The organism is Achromobacter sp. EG18, assembly GCF_059759395.1.
In genome coordinates this window covers 2181960-2198731 of the sequence record NZ_CM186213.1, presented here as the reverse complement: position 1 = coordinate 2198731, position 16772 = coordinate 2181960, and the positions used below count along the sequence as shown (strand labels likewise).

15 protein-coding genes are annotated in these 16772 nt (G+C 69.3%); 8 read left to right on the top strand and 7 right to left on the bottom strand.

What is annotated here, in order from left to right:
* Window positions 1-58 precede the first annotated feature (58 nt).
* Window positions 59-2665 carry an ATP-dependent chaperone ClpB gene (gene clpB, locus AC6CR5_RS09960; protein WP_047991229.1) on the top strand — a complete coding sequence of 869 codons (2607 nt, stop codon included), beginning with the start codon at window positions 59-61 and terminating at the stop codon, window positions 2663-2665.
* Between the two features lie 112 nt (window positions 2666-2777).
* Here clpB and AC6CR5_RS09955 read toward each other — a convergent pair whose 3' ends face one another.
* From AC6CR5_RS09955 to AC6CR5_RS09940, 4 genes are all read right to left on the bottom strand, one after another.
* Entirely contained in the window at window positions 2778-3218 is a 441-nt protein-coding gene (locus tag AC6CR5_RS09955) for a helical membrane plugin domain-containing protein (protein ID WP_047991228.1), read from the bottom strand.
* Entirely contained in the window at window positions 3215-4405 is a 1191-nt protein-coding gene (locus AC6CR5_RS09950; RefSeq protein WP_047991227.1) for an NAD(P)/FAD-dependent oxidoreductase, read from the bottom strand. The genes AC6CR5_RS09955 and AC6CR5_RS09950 overlap by 4 nt, the downstream gene beginning before the upstream one ends.
* Window positions 4406-4577: 172 nt before the next feature.
* Complete coding sequence (locus tag AC6CR5_RS09945) at window positions 4578-6224, bottom strand: CehA/McbA family metallohydrolase domain-containing protein (protein ID WP_498085577.1); 1647 nt, start codon at window positions 6222-6224, stop codon at window positions 4578-4580.
* A gap of 138 nt (window positions 6225-6362) precedes the next feature.
* Window positions 6363-7028: a TetR/AcrR family transcriptional regulator gene (locus AC6CR5_RS09940; protein ID WP_026384440.1), complete on the bottom strand. Its 666-nt coding sequence runs from the start codon at window positions 7026-7028 to the stop codon at window positions 6363-6365.
* A 160-nt stretch (window positions 7029-7188) separates the two neighbouring features.
* Between AC6CR5_RS09940 and AC6CR5_RS09935 the strand changes: the two genes are divergently transcribed.
* From AC6CR5_RS09935 to AC6CR5_RS09925, 3 genes are read left to right on the top strand one after another with little or no spacing between them, the layout of a single operon-like run.
* Window positions 7189-8400 (top strand): Tm-1-like ATP-binding domain-containing protein, encoded by a 1212-nt coding sequence (locus AC6CR5_RS09935; RefSeq protein ID WP_020928482.1) that lies wholly within the window; start codon window positions 7189-7191, stop codon window positions 8398-8400.
* An 11-nt stretch (window positions 8401-8411) separates the two neighbouring features.
* Window positions 8412-9242 carry a phosphoenolpyruvate hydrolase family protein gene (locus tag AC6CR5_RS09930; RefSeq protein ID WP_020928481.1) on the top strand — a complete coding sequence of 277 codons (831 nt, stop codon included), beginning with the start codon at window positions 8412-8414 and terminating at the stop codon, window positions 9240-9242.
* 54 nt (window positions 9243-9296) lie between these two features.
* A complete protein-coding gene (locus tag AC6CR5_RS09925) occupies window positions 9297-9740 on the top strand; it encodes an SRPBCC family protein (protein WP_006385064.1) in 444 nt (147 codons plus the stop codon).
* Between the two features lie 69 nt (window positions 9741-9809).
* Here AC6CR5_RS09925 and AC6CR5_RS09920 read toward each other — a convergent pair whose 3' ends face one another.
* Window positions 9810-10805 carry a LysR family transcriptional regulator gene (locus AC6CR5_RS09920; RefSeq protein WP_498085576.1) on the bottom strand — a complete coding sequence of 332 codons (996 nt, stop codon included), beginning with the start codon at window positions 10803-10805 and terminating at the stop codon, window positions 9810-9812.
* Between the two features lie 150 nt (window positions 10806-10955).
* Between AC6CR5_RS09920 and AC6CR5_RS09915 the strand changes: the two genes are divergently transcribed.
* From AC6CR5_RS09915 to AC6CR5_RS09900, 4 genes are all read left to right on the top strand, one after another.
* On the top strand, window positions 10956-12422 hold the full coding sequence (locus AC6CR5_RS09915) for an N-acyl-D-glutamate deacylase (protein ID WP_238919855.1): 1467 nt from the start codon (window positions 10956-10958) through the stop codon (window positions 12420-12422).
* A gap of 33 nt (window positions 12423-12455) precedes the next feature.
* Window positions 12456-13415, top strand: coding sequence for a tripartite tricarboxylate transporter substrate binding protein BugE (locus AC6CR5_RS09910; protein WP_047991222.1), 960 nt, complete (start codon window positions 12456-12458; stop codon window positions 13413-13415).
* Between the two features lie 126 nt (window positions 13416-13541).
* Window positions 13542-14096: an HdeD family acid-resistance protein gene (locus tag AC6CR5_RS09905; protein WP_006384303.1), complete on the top strand. Its 555-nt coding sequence runs from the start codon at window positions 13542-13544 to the stop codon at window positions 14094-14096.
* 4 nt (window positions 14097-14100) lie between these two features.
* On the top strand, window positions 14101-14493 hold the full coding sequence (locus AC6CR5_RS09900; protein WP_006384302.1) for a CrcB family protein: 393 nt from the start codon (window positions 14101-14103) through the stop codon (window positions 14491-14493).
* Window positions 14494-14569: 76 nt separating this feature from the next.
* Here AC6CR5_RS09900 and hpnE read toward each other — a convergent pair whose 3' ends face one another.
* Complete coding sequence (gene hpnE / locus AC6CR5_RS09895; protein ID WP_020928474.1) at window positions 14570-15895, bottom strand: hydroxysqualene dehydroxylase HpnE; 1326 nt, start codon at window positions 15893-15895, stop codon at window positions 14570-14572.
* The gene (gene hpnD, locus AC6CR5_RS09890) at window positions 15892-16755 is read right to left on the bottom strand and encodes a presqualene diphosphate synthase HpnD (RefSeq protein ID WP_020928473.1); all 864 of its coding nucleotides are present in this window, start codon (window positions 16753-16755) and stop codon (window positions 15892-15894) included. The genes hpnE and hpnD overlap by 4 nt, the downstream gene beginning before the upstream one ends.
* Between the last annotated feature and the right edge of the window lie 17 nt (window positions 16756-16772).

The window sequence follows — 16772 nt, the reverse complement described above, 5'->3', positions numbered from 1 at the left end:
TCATCGAGCCCGCCGGCGCGTATCGGTCAGGCTCACCAACAAGCCACCAACGACCATTATGCGATTCGACAAACTGACCACCAAGTTCCAGCAAGCCCTGGCCGACGCTCAGAGTCTGGCCGCCCGCAACGATCACCCCTACATCGAGCCCGTCCACGTGCTGGCGGCGCTGCTGTCCGACCCCGACAGCGGCGCCGGCAGCCTGCTGGCGCGCGCCGGCGTGGCCGTCAACCGGCTGCAGCCGGCCCTGGACGCCGCGCTCAAGGCGCTGCCCCAGGTGCAGGGCGATGACAACGTCCAGGTCGGCCGCGACCTGCAGGGCGTGCTGACCCGCACCGACAAGGAAGCCGCGCGCCGCGGCGACACTTACATCGCCAGCGAACTGTTCCTGCTGGCCCTGGCCGACGACAAGGGCGAGGCCGGCCGCATCCTGCGCGACGCGGGCCTGCAGAAAAAGGCCCTGGAGGCCGCCATCGACGCCGTGCGCGGCGGCGAGAACGTCTCCGGCGCCGAAGGCGAATCCAACCGCGAGGCGCTGGCCAAGTACACCCTGGACCTGACCGAGCGCGCCCGCCAGGGCAAGCTCGACCCGGTGATCGGCCGCGACGACGAAATCCGCCGCACCATCCAGATCCTGCAGCGCCGCACCAAGAACAACCCGGTGCTCATCGGTGAACCCGGCGTGGGCAAGACCGCCATCGTCGAGGGCCTGGCGCAGCGCATCGTCAACGACGAAGTGCCCGAGACCCTGCGCGGCAAGCGCGTGCTGTCGCTCGACCTGGCCGCGCTGCTGGCCGGTGCCAAGTTCCGCGGCGAATTCGAAGAGCGCCTGAAGGCCGTGCTCAAGGAACTGTCGCAGGACGACGGCAGCAACATCGTCTTCATCGACGAGCTGCACACCATGGTCGGCGCCGGCAAGGCCGAAGGCGCGATGGACGCCGGCAACATGCTCAAGCCGGCGCTGGCGCGCGGCGAGCTGCACTGCATCGGCGCCACCACGCTGGACGAATACCGCAAGTACATCGAAAAGGACGCCGCGCTCGAACGCCGCTTCCAGAAGGTGCTGGTCGACGAACCCGACGTCGAGTCCACCATCGCCATTCTGCGCGGCCTGCAGGAACGCTATGAGATCCACCACGGCGTTGAGATCACCGACCCGGCCATCGTGGCCGCGGCCGAACTCTCGCACCGCTACATCACCGACCGCTTCCTGCCCGACAAGGCGATCGACCTGATCGACGAGGCCGGCGCCCGCATCCGCATGGAAATCGATTCCAAGCCGGAAGTGATGGACAAGCTCGACCGCCGCATCATCCAGCTCAAGATCGAGCGCGAGGCCGTCAAGAAGGAAACCGACGACGCCTCCAAGCGCCGCCTGGGCGTGATCGAGGACGAGCTCGAAAAGCTGCAACGCGAATACAACGACTTCGAGGAAATCTGGAAGGCCGAGAAGGCCGCGGTGCAGGGCACCCAGGCCATCAAGGAAGAGATCGACAGCGTGCGCGCCGAAATGGCGGAGCTGCAACGCAAGGGCCAGTTCGACAAGCTGGCCGAGCTGCAGTACGGCAAGCTGCCCGACCTGGAAGCGCGCCTGAAGGCCGCCGAGGTCGGCGCCGCTGAAGCGGCCGAGGAGGCCGAGGGTGGCGAAGGCCGTCCGCGCCTCTTGCGCACCCGTGTCGGCGCCGAGGAAATCGCCGAGGTCGTGTCGCGCGCCACCGGCATCCCGGTGTCCAAGATGATGCAGGGCGAACGCGAGAAGCTGCTGCACATGGAGGAATACCTGCACAAGCGCGTGGTTGGCCAGGACGAGGCCGTGCGCCTGGTGTCCGATGCCATCCGCCGTTCGCGCGCGGGCCTGGCGGATCCGTCGCGCCCGTACGGTTCGTTCCTGTTCCTGGGCCCCACCGGCGTGGGCAAGACCGAGCTGACGCGCGCGCTGGCCGAGTTCCTGTTCGACTCCGAAGAGCACATGATCCGCATCGACATGAGCGAATTCATGGAGAAGCACTCGGTGGCGCGGCTGATCGGCGCGCCGCCCGGATACGTGGGCTACGAAGAGGGCGGCTACCTGACCGAGGCCGTGCGCCGCAAGCCGTACAGCGTGGTGCTGCTCGATGAAGTCGAGAAGGCCCACCCGGACGTCTTCAACGTGCTGCTGCAGGTGCTGGACGACGGCCGCCTGACCGATGGCCAGGGCCGCACGGTGGACTTCCGCAACACCGTCATCGTGATGACGTCGAACCTCGGTTCGCAGCATATCCAGACGCTGGCCGGTCAGCCGTACGACGTGGTCAAGGAAGTGGTCTGGGGCGAACTCAAGCAGACGCTGCGGCCGGAATTCCTGAACCGCATCGACGAAGTGGTGGTGTTCCACGGGCTGGAAGCGCAGCACATCGAGTCCATCGCCCGCATCCAGCTGCGCCGCCTGGCCGAGCGACTGGAAAAGCAGGAGATGCGGCTGGAAGTGACCGAGCCCGCGCTGGCCGAACTGGCACGCGATGGCTTCGATCCGGTGTTCGGCGCGCGTCCGCTCAAGCGCGCGATCCAGCAGCAGATCGAGAACCCGGTCGCCAAGCTGATTCTGGAAGGCCAGTTCGGGCCGCGCGACGTGGTGCCGGTGGATTGGCGCGACGGCAAGTTCGTCTTCACGCGCACGTTGCAGTAAGCGCCTACGCGCAGCCCGTCCAGGCGGCGTGTACAGAAAGCCCCGCAGGCGATCGCTTGCGGGGCTTTGTTTTGCCGGGCCGGGACCCGGGGGGCGGTGCCGGCCTACCGCATCAGGAGGCAGTGTAGTCCTGCCGCTGGTCACCCAGTTGCCGGCCCAGCCCTTGCAGCGTCCGCAGCACCAGCGCCAGCCCGCGCCGCGTATCCTCGTCGCGCGAGAGCTGGAACAGTCCGCCCAGGCCCGGCGGGCGCGCCTCTTGCAACCCTTGCGCCTGGGCCGCGCGCCAGGCGTTGGACAGGGTCCAGGCGGCGCCCGTGGCCTGCTCCGACAGCGCGCCCAGTTTTTCCACCATCGGCGCATCGAGCAGGTCGACCAGGTCGGACGCCAGCGCCAGCAGGTCGACGATATTGTCCAGGCGTCCGCTGTCGGCCAGCGGTTGCAGCTTGTCCGCCAGTTGCGCCAGCGCATCGTTGCCGCCGGCCGCGGGCGGCGCGTCGAACACGGCGGCGCATTGCCCGGCCGCGGGCAGGCTGTTGTCGTGCGGAGCGTTCATAGCATTCCCCTGGCGACGGACCAGTACAGGCCCCGGTTGAAACCATGGCGCAGCAACCCGCCCAGCTTGGTCGGCGGTGTCGGCCGCACGTCATGGGTGTAGTCGTACCAGAGCGGCATGCCGGCGTTCAGGCCCATCTGCGCCACGGCCTGCACCCGGCCGTCGTACGCGCTGCAGGGATGGCCCAGCCGGATCTCGCCGGCGATGTTGTTGGCGATGACGGGCGCCTGGTTGTGGCACGAGCCGCCGGCCTTGCTGACCGGCAGGTCCACGGTGTCGCCGATCACGTACACGTTGCGCAGGCCGTAGACCTGCATGGTCTCGTGATCGGTCGGCAGCCAGCCTTCGTTGTCGGGCGCCTGCGAGGCGCCCGATTCCAGCACCGCATCGACCGCGCGGATCGGCGGCGTGGCCATGAGGATGTCGAAGGGTTGCTCGACGCCTTCTTCCGAATAGGCGATGCGCCGGTCGGGGTCCACCTTCGCCAGCGTGAAGCCGCGCTGGAACCGGATGCCGCGCTGTTCGAAGATGGCCGGCAGCACTTCGCAGGTGGGCTTTTGCAGGAACAGGCAGTTGCGCAGCAGTTGCGAGGTGGTCGGGTAGGTGTAGACGATCTCGACGCGGTCGCGCACGCCGCGGCGGCGCAGATAGTCATCCAGCATCAGCGTGGTCTCGATCGGCGCGATGCCGCACTGGTGCGGCACGTTCGGCGTCTTGGGAAAGGTGACGCTGACGAATACGCGGCCGCGCTCGATCGTGGCCAGGCGGCTGGCCAGTTGCCGCGCCGGCTCGTACTGGTAGAAATGATCGCCCGCTTCGCGCAGTCCCTCGATGCGCTCGGGGGCGGGCACGCAGCCCGTGGCGATGACGAGGTAGTCGTAGCCGTGGCGCTTGCCGCCGCGGGTGTGCAGTTGCTGGGCATCGAAATCGAAGCGCGTCACCTTGTCGACGCGGAACTCGATCTCGGGCCGCAGCAGGGAACGTTCGGGGCGTTTGAGTTCTTCCTGAAAGAACAGATTGAACGCCACATACATGAAGGCCGGCTTGTAGTAATGATCCGGCGAATCGGACAGCAGCATGATGCTGACCTTGCCGGCCGTCACTTCGGGGTAGAGCTTGTGCACCAGTTGGTTGGCCAGCATGGTGCCGCCGACCCCGCCTCCCACGACAACAATTCGCTTGCTCATAAAAATCCTCCGATGAGAATAATCAGGAACCAAGTGCAGTTGCGCCCTCATATGTAGCAAGCGAGGGGTTGGAGGTCAACAAAATAACTGTGACTTATAAAAGAGAATCCGTGCCGCTCGCGTTTCGGGCCGGGCCGGCGCGGCTCGACATGCCGCGCCGGCGCGAGCCGTCCTACTGTTTGACGGTGACGAACACCGGATTCGAATAGAACCACAGGTCGTTGTAGTTGCGCGCGTTGATGGCGTTGAAGCGGGCCGCGTTGTCGGCCAGGTCGATCTTGGCGTCCGCCAGCGGTTCGCCGTTGGCGGTTTCACCGGCCACGTCGGGCGCCAGGTTGGTGCCGCGCAGGCGCAGGTACTGGCTCTTGTCCGCGGTCAGCTTGACCTTGATGACGCTGTAGCCGTCCTGGTCCACCGTCCAGTCCTTGCTGGTGTAGCGGCCCAGCACCCGGGTGCTCGGATTGGTGGCATTGTCATAGGCCGGGGTGCCGGCGGCGGCGCGGGCGCCGACGTCGCCCACGATCAGGTCGACGTGATGCACGGTCGGCTTGACGTAGGTCGGGTTGCCGCTTTCGATCGGGTATTCGTAATGGTTGCTGCCGGGGCTGCGGAAGCGGATGGTCACTTCCACCTGCTCGCCCTTGGCCGCCACCAGTTCGCCGCCCATCTGTGCGGTGCCCGAGGCGCCGCGCGCCTGGAATTCGAGCGCGTCGATCAGGTCGCCGAACACGCCGAACAGGCGGCCGCTCTTGAGGCCCGCGACCACCGCCGCCATGTCCTTGCCGTCCTTCCAGACATAGGTCTTGGCGTATTCGCCCGGCGCGTAGCCGCTGCTGTACTGGCCGGTGGCGTTGACGCGGAAATGGAAGTCCGAATCGGCCACGGTCCAGATGCGGCGGCCTTCGCCCAGCAGCGCGTCCCAGGTGCCGCCGAGCTTGGCCACCAGGTAGTCGACGCCGCCGTAGGTGCGGTTGGGCAGTTTGTCGGCCGTGTAGGCCTCGGCGTAGCCGCCGCGGTCGGGTTCCATCTGGTTGCCCACCATGCCTTCGATGGCGAAGAAGATCGACGGCGCCAGGTCGTGCATCTCACGCAATTGGCCGATGGTGTACTTGCCGGCGTAGCGCGACGGGTGATTCAGCAGCATGTAGCTGTCGGGGTGCCTGTCGCGCAGCCACTTGAGCGCCGTCAGCGAATCGGCGTGGGTGGTGTAGGCGCGCGCCTGGCCGGCCAGGTCCGATAACAGCTGCGGATCGAACAGGTTGGCGGCCTTGTTGGTGTAGAGGTATTCGAACTCGGCCACGGCGCGCAGCGACTTCTCGGACATCGGGTCGTCGGTGCCGATGCCGATGTTGACGTGATCGTGCGTGGGCATGTCCCACTCGAACGACGAGAAGATGATCTTGCCGGCGTAGCGGCCCGCGGCCTGTGCCTGCTTGATGAACGGCACTTCGTAGCGCGCCATGCCGGTCGAGAACGGAATCGATCCGCCCGGGATCGCCAGGCCGGTGTGGTCGCGTCCGGACATGCGCAGGTGGTTCGAGAGCGCGGCCCAGTCCAGTTTGTAGCGGTCGAAGGCCTGGTCCAGCACGCTTTCCAGCGTGGTCTGCGCGTCGTCGGACTGGATGGTGTGCACGTGCAGGTCGCCGGCGCTCCAGGCGCCCGTGCGGACCGGCGGCGTGGGGTCGGTCACGACCGGGGGCGGCGTGACGGCGGGGGTCTCATCGTCGTCATCGCTGCCGCCACAGGCGCTCAACAGGGTTACGCAAGCCAGCGACAGCGGCATCAGGGTCCGCCGCAGGCGGGTTACTTCGAACTGCATTCCATGCTCCAGCGTCATGCGGGCCGCAAGGAGGCGCGGCGCCGCGAAGGCCCGCACTATGAGGCGCGCGGGTGACGTGGCAATGACAGGGTATGCGGGGCGAGGCCGTGGCTGCGCCTCGGGCGGCGCGCGCGGCGCTCAGCGCCTGCGCGGATCCGCCGCCGGCGCGTCGGCGACGTCGGCCAGCGCCTGCCGGATGATGGCATTGGCGGTCCAGCGGGCGACCTCGGTGACCTCGGCCTGGCCGAGGCCCCAGATGTCCTTGAGCACCAGGAACACTTCGGTGCCGTAGACCAGCGACAGCGCCTGCGCCACGCGATCCTGCTGCGCCGGCGTCAGCACGCCGGCCAGCGGCGCGATGGCGCGCCTGAGGATGTCGACGCGATGGCCGCGCACCAGCCGGGGTTCGTTGCCGGCGCGGCCGGCGCTGGCATCCGCATGCTGCTGCAACGACACCTGGATGGCGGCGCGCAGCGGCGCTTCGTGCGCTTGCAGGCGCGGATAGGCGAAACGCAGCAGTTCATCCACGCGGGTGGCGGCGTCCGGCGCGGCCGAGTCCCACGCCAGGATCGGGCCCAGGCTCTCGTCGACCACGGCGGCGATCAGTGCGCTCTGGCTGGGAAAGTAGCGGTAGGCGGTGGCGCGCGATACCTGGGCATGCTCGGCCAGTTCCGCCACCGAGGGCGTGATGCCTTGCGCCATCAGCCGCTGCGCGGCGTCCAGCAGGATCTTGCGCATGCGCGCGCGCGGCCCGTGCGGCGGCTCGCCGCTGGCGGCGGCCTGGCGGCTGGCGGGCGCGATCAGGCGCGCGGGCGCGGCCGGCGGCTTGGGGGCGGGTGTCGTGGTTTGACGTGAGATAGGTGTCTCAGTATGATTCTTTCGTCTCATTTCTTGATTCTACAGGCCCTGGGCGGCCCCAGACATATCGAGGCGCGCACCGAGTGTAGCCGCCCGCGGAGGAGTCATGACGCATTCGAATCGGCGGGTCTTCGTGGCCGCCACCTACGATACCAAGGGCCACGAGGCCGAGTACGTGGTTGCGCTGCTCAAGCGCGAAGGCCTGGACGTGGTCTCGGTGGACGTGTCCACCACGGGCGCGGCCAGCGCGGCGCAGGTGCAGGCGCGGGAAGTGGCCCGCAGCCATCCGCGGGGCGAGCAGGCCGTCTTCACCGGCGACCGCGGCACCGCCATCGCGGCCATGGCGCTGGCGTTCGAACGCTACGCGGCCGCCAACTCCGATATCGGCGCCTTGCTGGGCCTGGGTGGTTCCGGCGGCACCGCGCTCATCACGCCGGCCATGCGCGCGCTGCCCATCGGCGTGCCCAAGCTGATGGTATCGACCATGGCGTCGGGCAACGTCGCGCCCTACGTCGGGCCGTCGGACATCGCGATGATGTATTCCGTGACCGACGTGGCCGGCCTGAACCGCATCTCGCGCCGCGTGCTGGCCAATGCCGCCGGCGCCATCGGCGGCGCCTTCCGCCTGGCCGCCAGCGTGGCCGGCGACGACAGCCGTCCGGCCGTCGGCATCACCATGTTCGGCGTCACCACCGCCTGCGTGCAGCAGGTGACGCCGCTGCTCGAATCGCGCTACGACTGCCTGGTGTTCCACGCCACCGGCACCGGCGGCCAGTCGATGGAAAAGCTGCTCGACAGCCATCTGTTGTCCGGCGTGCTGGACCTGACCACCACCGAGGTCTGCGACTTCCTGTTCGGCGGCGTGCTGGCCTGCACCGAGGACCGCTTCGGCGCCGTGGCGCGCACCCGGGCGCCGTACGTGGGTTCCTGCGGCGCGCTCGACATGGTCAATTTCGGCGCCATGGATTCGGTGCCCGAGCGCTACCAGGGCCGCACCTTCTATCCCCACAACCCGCAGGTGACGCTGATGCGCACCACGGCGGAAGAGAACCGCCGCCAGGGCGAATGGATCGCTGAGCGGCTGAACCGCTGCGACGGCCCCGTGCGCTTCCTGATCCCCGAAGGCGGCGTGTCGGCGCTGGACGCGCCGGGCCAGGCATTCTGGGACCCGCAGGCCGACGCGGCCTTGTTCGAGGCGCTGCAGGCCAATCTGGTGCAGACCGCCGACCGCCGCCTGGTGCGCGTGCCCTGCCACATCAACGACCCGCTGTTCGCCCGCACCGCGGTCGAGCAGTTTCTCGACATCGCCACACACTGAGGATTGCCGCCATGCCGCGCTTTGACCGTAACCAACTGCTGGACAAGTTCCGCGCCATGGTGCGCGACCGCACCCCCATCGTGGGCGGCGGCGCCGGCACCGGACTGTCCGCCAAGTGCGAGGAAGCGGGCGGCATCGACCTGATCGTGATCTACAACTCGGGCCGCTACCGCATGGCCGGGCGCGGATCGCTGGCCGGCCTGCTGGCCTACGGCAACGCCAACGAGATCGTGGTCGACATGGGCCGCGAAGTGCTGCCGGTGGTCAAGCGCACGCCGGTGCTGGCCGGCGTCAACGGCACCGATCCGTTCTGCGACTTCGACGTGTTCCTGGACGATCTCAAGCGCCAGGGTTTTGCCGGCGTGCAGAATTTCCCCACCGTGGGCCTGATCGACGGCACCTTCCGCGCCAACCTGGAAGAGACCGGCATGGGCTACGCGCTGGAAGTGGACATGATCCGCCTGGCGCACGAAAAGGGCATGCTGACCACGCCCTACGTGTTCAACGAGGACGACGCCGTGGCGATGACGCAGGCCGGCGCCGACATCATCGTCGCGCACATGGGCCTGACCACCGGCGGCTCGATCGGCGCCGAGACCGCGCTGACGCTGGATGACTGCGTCGCCGCCATCGACCGCATCGCCGCGGCCGCGCTGGCCGTGCGTCCGGACGTGATCGTGCTGTGCCACGGCGGCCCCATCGCCACGCCCGAGGACGCCGCCCACATCCTGCGCCACTGCCGGCATTGCCATGGCTTCTACGGCGCCAGCTCGATGGAGCGCCTGCCCACCGAACAGGCGCTGACCGCCGCCACCCGCGAGTTCAAGCAACTGACGTTCTGAGTTTTCCCCTTCATCCGTTTCCGCCGGGGCGCCGCGCGCCCGTCAGGAGTCCGCATGCCGCATACCGTCTACACCAGCGCCATCGTCCAGGCGCCGCTGGCCAAGGTCTGGCCGCTGTTTCGTGATTTCAACGGCCTGGCGGGATGGCACCCCGGCATCGCGCAAAGCCGTCTGGAAGAAGGCGGCCGCCACGATGCCATCGGCTCGGTGCGTTACCTGTCGCTCAAGCCCTCGGGCTTCGTGCGCGAGCAATTGCTGATGCTGGACGATCCGGGCACGGCGCTGCGCTATTCGATCATCGAGACCGACCTGCCGATGCGCGACTATGTCGCCGGCGTCGCCTTGCGCGCGATCACCGAGAGCGGTGCCACGCTGGTCGAATGGTGGGCCGACTTCCGCGTCGAGGATGGCGCCGACCTGCAGGCGGTGGCAACCGCCGTGGGGCAGGGCGTGTTCGCCGCCGGACTGGCGGCGCTGGACGAAAAGCTGCGCGCCTGAGCGGCGCGTATCGTCGCGGCGGGGCGGGCGCATGCCCCGCCGGCGTTGCCACGGCGACGCCGATGCGCCTCAGGCGCGCCGGCGGGTCGCGCCCGCGGCCAGCTTGCAGCCTGCCGGCAACGGCGCGCCGCGCAGGTAGTCGCGGATGGCGCGGATCAGCGCTTCGGCGGCCGGACTCAGCGCGTGCTCCTTGTGGCGGATGATGCACAGCGTGCGCACCACCGTGGGCCGCGCCAGCAGCGCGTAGTCCAGTCCGGGTTCCAGCACGCGTTGCGCCGCCAGCGCCGGCAGCAGCGCCACGCCCATGCCGGCCTTCACCAACGCTGCCTGGGACGTGGTGCTGGAGGCCTCGTAGAACGGCGCGGCGGCTTCGATCGGCAGGTCCGCGCGGGCCCGCAGCAGCGCCATGATGCCGGTCTCGTCCACCACCCCCACCAGCTTGCGGCCCGCCAGGTCGGACCAGCGCATGGCGCCGTCGCGCCCCGGCCGCAGGCTGGCGCCGTCGCGCCCCGGCCGCAGGCTGGCGTCGTCGCGCCGGTACAGCACGCCGAAGCGATCCTCCAGCAGCGCGTCGAACTGCAGGCCGGGCGCGTCGGCCCAGCGGCTGGTCAGGCCGAAATCGACTTCGCGCGCGGCCACCTTGCGCTGGATGCGGCCGGAGTTGTCGTCGCTCAGATAGAGGCGGATGGCGGGATACTGCGCTGCGAACAGCGCCGCCGCCGGCGCGATCAGCTCGGTGATGGCGGACGGCGCGGCCGCCACGCCGACCCGGCCGCGTTCCAGCGCGCCGAAGCGCACCACGTCCTCGATCGCGCCGTCGAAATCGGCCAACAGGCGCATCACGCGCGGCAGGAACTCCTCGCCCGCCGGCGTGAGCAGCACGCGCCGGCTGGTGCGCGCGAACAGGCGCGTGGCCAGCGCCTCTTCCAACTGGCGCACCAGGCTGGTGACCGACGACTGGGTCTGGAACAGGCGCTTGCCGGCATGCGTGAAGCTGGATTCCTGCGCCACCGCGACGAACGCGGTCAGGTGCTTCAGGGTGACGTGCTTGGGCAGGCGATTCATTTCAAATCACGATGGATGGATCAATAAAAACAATTTTTCCAGATTGATCGGCCGGACGATACTAGGGGCTTCATCAAGCACCAGGGCCGTCCGCGGGCGGCCCGCACAAGCGGCCGGCGACATCGCCGGCCCCATCAAGGCGGAAGTTGCATGCAGGAAAAACTGGATCTGGTCATCGAAGGCGGCTGGGTGATCGACGGGCTGGGCGGGCCGCGCCGCCGCGCCGACGTCGGCATCCGTGGCGAGCGCATCGCCGCCATCGGCGACCTGTCGGCCGCGCCAGCGGACCGGCGCCTGGATGCCGGGGGCAGGATCGTTGCGCCCGGCTTCATCGATACCCATGGCCACGATGACCTGATGTTCGTGGAAAAGCCGGGCCTGGAATGGAAGACCAGCCAGGGCATCACGTCGGTGGTGGTCGGCAACTGCGGCATCAGCGGCGCGCCGGCGCCGCTGCCGGGCAATACCGCCGCGGCGTTGGCCCTGCTGGGCGACTCGCCGCTGTTCGCGGACATGGCCACGTACTTCGGCGCGCTGGAGGCGCAGCGGCCGATGATCAACGTGGCCGCCCTGGTGGGCCACGCCAACCTGCGCCTGGCCGCCATGCGCGATCCGGCGGCACGGCCCAGCGCCGAGGAGCAGCGGGCGATGGAGCGCATGCTGGCCGACGCGCTGGAGGCCGGCGCGGTGGGATTCAGCACGGGCCTGGCCTACCAGCCCGGCGGCGTCGCCGAGCAAGCCGAACTGGACGGCCTGGCGCGCGTCGCGGCGGCGCGCGGCGCGCTGCACACCAGCCACATCCGCAACGAGGGCGACGCGGTCGAGGCCGCCGTCGACGAGGTGCTGGCGGTCGGCCGTCGCACCGGCTGCGCCACGGTGCTGTCGCACCACAAATGCATGATGCCGGCCAACTGGGGCAAGAGCGCCGCCACGCTGGCCAACATCGACCGCGCCCGCGCCGCCGGCGTCGACGTGGCGCTGGACATCTACCCGTATCCGGGCAGCTCCACCATCCTGATACCGGAGCGCGCCGACCAGATCGACGACATCCGCATCACCTGGTCGACCCCGCATCCCGAATGCGGGGGCCAGTCGCTGGCCGAGATCGCCGCGCGCTGGGGCTGCGACGCGGTCACGGCGGCGCGCCGCCTGTGCCCGGCGGGCGCGATTTACTTCGCCATGGACGAGAACGAGGTGCGCCGCATCTTCCAGCACGAATGCTGCATGGTCGGCTCGGATGGCCTGCCCAACGATGCCCATCCGCACCCACGCCTGTGGGGCAGTTTCACGCGCGTGCTGGGCCGCTACGTGCGCGAAGCCGAACTGCTGACGCTGGAGGCCGCCGTGGCCAAGATGACCGCGCTGCCGGCGCGCGTGTTCGGCCTGGCCGATCGCGGCCGGCTGGCCGTGGGCGCCTGGGCCGACGTGGTGGTGTTCGACGCCGATACGGTGTGCGACCGCGCCACCTGGGACGCGCCGACGCTGGCCTCGGCCGGCATCGAGCACGTGCTGGTCAACGGCTGCGCCGTGTTCCCGCAAGCCCCCCCGTCGCATCGCCCCGGCAGGATCCTGCGCCGCGACGCCAGCATCGCCGGCGCGCCGGAATTTTCCCGATAACAAGCAGAACCGATCCCCACAGGAGACAACCCCATGATCCGCAAGACTTGCGCCGCCCTGGCGCTGGCCGCCCTGTTGCCCGCGGCGCACGCCGAATTCCCCGACCGTCCCATCACCTTGATCGTGCCGTTCCCGGCCGGCGGCCCCACCGATATCGTCGGCCGCCTGGCCGCCGCCAAGGCGGGCGAGATCCTGGGGCAGCAGGTGGTGGTAGAGAACCGCACCGGCGCCTCCGGCACCATCGGCATGGCCGCCACCGCGCGCGCCAAGCCGGACGGCTACACCGTGGGGCTGGCGACCGTCAGCACCCATGGCACCGCGCCGCACTTGTTCCCCAAGCTGGCCTACGACCCGGTCAAGGACTTCACGCCCATCAGCAACCTGGTGACCAGCCCCAACATCCTCAGCGTCAACCCGCAATACCCGGCGAAGACGCTGGCCGAGTTCGTGTCGCACGTGCGCGCCAATCCGGGCAAGGACGGCTACGCCAATGCCGGCGCCGGCGGCGTCAATGACCTGGGCATGATCTGGTTCCTGCAGATCACCGGGGGCAAGATGAACAGCATCTCGTACCGCGGCTCGGCGCCGGCCTTGACCGACACGGTGGGCGGCGTGGTGCCGGTGATCTTCGACAACTTCCCGTCGTCGCTGCCCTACATCAAGAGCAATCACCTGCGGGCGCTCGCCATCACCGGGACCGCGCGCAACCCGCGCCTGCCGGACGTGCCGACCTTCGCCGAGCAGGGCTACAAGGATTACGACGTCACCGCCTGGTACGGCGTGGTGGGGCCGGCGGGCATGCCGACGGACGTGCGCGACAAGCTGGCGCAGGCCTTCGCCCAGGCGGTGCGCGACCCCGCCACCGCCGCCAAGATGGAAGAGACCGGCGCCTTCCCGCTCGGCAATACGCCGGCCGAGTTCGGCGAACAGATCCGCGCCGAACGCGATCGTTGGAAATCGGTGATCGAGCGCGCGCAGATCAAGCTGCAATAAGGCCGGGAGCCGGCCGTCTCCGGGGCGGCGGCCTTTCCGGCCAACCGGGTCACGGCGGCCAGGCGGTCCACGCGCGGGAAAATTCAAATAAGATAGGTCACCCGTTACGTGTTACCGGAGGTCGTCATGCTTGACTCGCAAGTCGTGGATCAGATCGGTCGTCACTGGGGTTGGGTGGCATTGCGCGGCGTCGTCGCCATCCTGTTCGGCCTGATGGCCATGTTCATGCCCGCGATCACCTTGTCGGCGCTGGTGCTGGTGTGGGGCGCGTTCGCGCTGGCCGACGGCGTGCTGGCGCTGATCGCCGGCATCCGCATCCGCGAGCGCGGCAAGCCGCTGTGGGCGCTGATCATCGTCGGCCTGTTGGGCGTGGCGGCCGGCATCGTCACCTTCCTGTGGCCAGGCCTGACGGCGTTGATCCTGCTCTACATCATCGCCATCTGGGCGCTGGTGGCGGGCGTGTTCCAGATCGTCGCCGCAATCCGCTTTCGCAAGGAAATCCGCAACGAGTGGTTCCTGGCGCTGTCCGGCCTGGTATCTATCCTGTTCGGCGCCATGCTGGTGTTGCAGCCGGGCGCGGGGGCGCTGGCCCTGGTGTGGGTCATCGGCATCTACGCCGTGTTCTTTGGCATACTGCTGCTGGTCTTTTCCTTGCGCCTGAAGCAGCACCGCGCGCCCTGAGTCCATGTCCGCCTACCAGACCCTGATTCCCCTGAACTTCCTGGCCGTGGGCCTGGGCGCCATGTTCGGCGCCTGGGCGCGCTGGCTGGTCAGCCTGTGGCTCAACACCGAGTCGTGGCCCTGGGGCACGCTGGCGGTCAATCTGGCCGGGGGATATCTGGTGGGACTGGCGCTGGCGCTGGTGGCCGGCCATCCCGAATGGCCGGCCTGGGTGCGGCTGGGGGCCATCACCGGTTTCATGGGCGGGCTGACCACGTTTTCGACTTTCTCGGCTGAAACCGTGGCGATGCTCGAGCGCGGCGCCTATGGCGGCGCGCTCGGCTACGCCGGCTTCAGCCTGCTCGGGTCCCTGTTGCTGACGGGCCTGGGACTGGCGACGGCCAGCCTGTTGCGCTGAATCTGCCGCTGCCCGCGCCAAGGCGGCGCGGCGCGCGCCGATACGCGCCGGCGCATTGCCATGGGCGCTGCGTGCCTCAGTCGTCCGCCCGCGGATTCAGCACCCGCGCCGCGTCCAGGCCGCTGCGCACCGCGCCTTCCAGCACGCCGGGGTAGCCGGTGTCGGTCCAGTCGCCTGCCAGCGCCAGCGTCGGCCACGGCGTGCTGTTCAACGGCCGGGTCAGGCCCGGCACCGCCGCAAAGGTGGCGCGCTTTTCGATGAACAGTTCCGCCGCCGCGACTTCCGGCATCGGCGGCAGCCGCTGCGGATAACCGGCGGCCTGCTCGGCCACCTGGTCGATGAGGGCCTCGATGGCCTGCTGGCGGTTGCGTTCGGCCAGGCCGGTGGCCGCGCTCGCCACCACCGCCAATTCACCGGCCTGGGCGTCGCCGGCCAGTTGCGCGCGGTCGAACAGCCATTGGCCGATATGGCCGCGGCCCGGTTCCTCGCGCAGCATCATCATGGGTTCGGGCAGGCGCCACGGGCCGGCCAGGCGCAGGTTGAGGGTGGCGATCGGCAGATAGTCGAAGGCCCGCAGCGCGTCCAGCAGGCCGGTCGCGCCCACTGCGCGCAGCGGCGCATCCAGCAGGCGCGCGGCGAACGCCGGCGGCACCGCCAGCACGGCGGCGTCAAAACGTTCCTGGTTGATGTCGATGCCGTCCTGCGAGGGCCGCAGCTGGCGCACCGTGCTGCCGTAGCGCATCGTGACCTGGCGCGCGGCGGCGTCGGGCCACAGCGCCGACAGGTCGGTGCAGGGCAGTAGCAGGTCGCTGTCTTCACGGCGGCCGGCCAGGCTGTCGCGCAGCACGCGGGCGAACAGCGCGGCGCTGGCGCTGGCCACCGGCGTGTTCAGCGCGGCCAGGCACAGCGGTTCCCAGACCTGGCGGATCAGGGCGTCGGACTGCGCGTGATAGTGCAGCAGCTGCTGCACGGTCCAGTCGCGCGGCGGGGTCCAGGACATGGCGCGCAGGCCGCGCATCAGGCGCAGCGTGGCGTAGCGGTCGGCCCACGACAGGCCGCGCGCGCCCAGGATCGCCACCGCCATGTGCAGGGGCGCGGGCAGGCGCGGCGCCGACAGGCGGAAGCGCCCATCCAGGCTGGCCAGCCGCAGCGGGCGGCGCATCAGCAGGGCATCGGGATTGCGGCCCACGCGGCGCATCAGCGCCAGCGTGTGCTTGTAGGCGCCCGACAGCAGGTGCTGGCCGTTGTCCAGCGGCGATTCGAAGCCGTCATGGAACACGCGCCGGGCGCGGCCGCCGGGCGTGTGGCCGGCTTCGAACACGGTGACCTTGGCGCCGGCCTCGCGCAGGGCGACGCTGGCCGCCAGGCCAGCCCAGCCGGCGCCGATGACCGCGGCCTTCACCGTGCCAACCGGCGGACCAGCCCGCGTCCGCCGCCCACCCAGGTTTTCCACGCCAGCCACAGCTTGCGCAGCGGCGTCAGCGAGATGCGCTGGTGCAGCACTTGCCAGTTGTCGCGCTCGATCTCATCGAGCAGGGCATGGTAGATCGCCGCCATCATCAGGCCGGGACGCTGCGCGCGCCGGTCGGCTTCGGGCAGCGTGCGCATCGCTTCGCGGTACAGCTCGCGGGCGCGTTCGGCCTGGAACTTCATCAGCGCCGAGAAGCGTTCGGAATATTCGCCGTTCAGGATGTCCGAAGCCTTGACCTCGAACTGCTGCATGTCGTTGACCGGGATGTAGATGCGGCCGCGGCGGGCATCGTCGCCGACGTCGCGGATGATGTTGGTCATCTGGAACGCCAGGCCGAGCTTCTCGGCGTAGACCAGCGTGGCCGGATCGGTGTAGCCGAAGACGCCGGCCGACAGTTCGCCGACCACGCCGGCGGCGTGCCAGCAATACTTGCGCAGGCCGGGCCAGTCCAGGTAGCGGGTCTGGTCCAGGTCCATTTCCATGCCGTCCACCACCGCCAGCAGGCGCTCGCGGGTGATCGAACAGCTCTGCAGGTGCGGCTGCAGCGCGCGGGTCACGGGATGGTCGGGCTTGCCGTCGAACATCTGGTCGACCTGCGTGCGCCACCAGGCCAGCTTGATGCGCGCCAGCGACGGGTCGGTGCATTCGTCCACCACGTCGTCGACCTCGCGGCAATAGGCGTACAGCGCCGTGATGGCGCGCCGCCGCTCGGGCGGCAGGAACAGGAAGGAATAGTAGAAGCTGGAACCGCTCTTGGCGGCTTTCTCCTGGCAGTACTCGTCAGGGGTCATAGTTGGCAGGGCCGGTT

Bases quoted from the DNA above. Each gene is read 5' to 3' on its own strand.
- clpB (WP_047991229.1), top strand. From the start codon at position 59: ATGCGATTCGACAAACTGACCACCAAGTTCCAGCAAGCCCTGGCCGAC.
- AC6CR5_RS09955 (WP_047991228.1), bottom strand. From the start codon at position 3,218: ATGAACGCTCCGCACGACAACAGCCTGCCCGCGGCCGGGCAATGCGCC.
- AC6CR5_RS09950 (WP_047991227.1), bottom strand. From the start codon at position 4,405: ATGAGCAAGCGAATTGTTGTCGTGGGAGGCGGGGTCGGCGGCACCATG.
- AC6CR5_RS09945 (WP_498085577.1), bottom strand. From the start codon at position 6,224: ATGCAGTTCGAAGTAACCCGCCTGCGGCGGACCCTGATGCCGCTGTCG.
- AC6CR5_RS09935 (WP_020928482.1), top strand. From the start codon at position 7,189: ATGACGCATTCGAATCGGCGGGTCTTCGTGGCCGCCACCTACGATACC.
- AC6CR5_RS09930 (WP_020928481.1), top strand. From the start codon at position 8,412: ATGCCGCGCTTTGACCGTAACCAACTGCTGGACAAGTTCCGCGCCATG.
- AC6CR5_RS09925 (WP_006385064.1), top strand. From the start codon at position 9,297: ATGCCGCATACCGTCTACACCAGCGCCATCGTCCAGGCGCCGCTGGCC.
- AC6CR5_RS09920 (WP_498085576.1), bottom strand. From the start codon at position 10,805: ATGAATCGCCTGCCCAAGCACGTCACCCTGAAGCACCTGACCGCGTTC.
- AC6CR5_RS09915 (WP_238919855.1), top strand. From the start codon at position 10,956: ATGCAGGAAAAACTGGATCTGGTCATCGAAGGCGGCTGGGTGATCGAC.
- AC6CR5_RS09910 (WP_047991222.1), top strand. From the start codon at position 12,456: ATGATCCGCAAGACTTGCGCCGCCCTGGCGCTGGCCGCCCTGTTGCCC.
- AC6CR5_RS09905 (WP_006384303.1), top strand. From the start codon at position 13,542: ATGCTTGACTCGCAAGTCGTGGATCAGATCGGTCGTCACTGGGGTTGG.
- AC6CR5_RS09900 (WP_006384302.1), top strand. From the start codon at position 14,101: ATGTCCGCCTACCAGACCCTGATTCCCCTGAACTTCCTGGCCGTGGGC.
- hpnD (WP_020928473.1), bottom strand. From the start codon at position 16,755: ATGACCCCTGACGAGTACTGCCAGGAGAAAGCCGCCAAGAGCGGTTCC.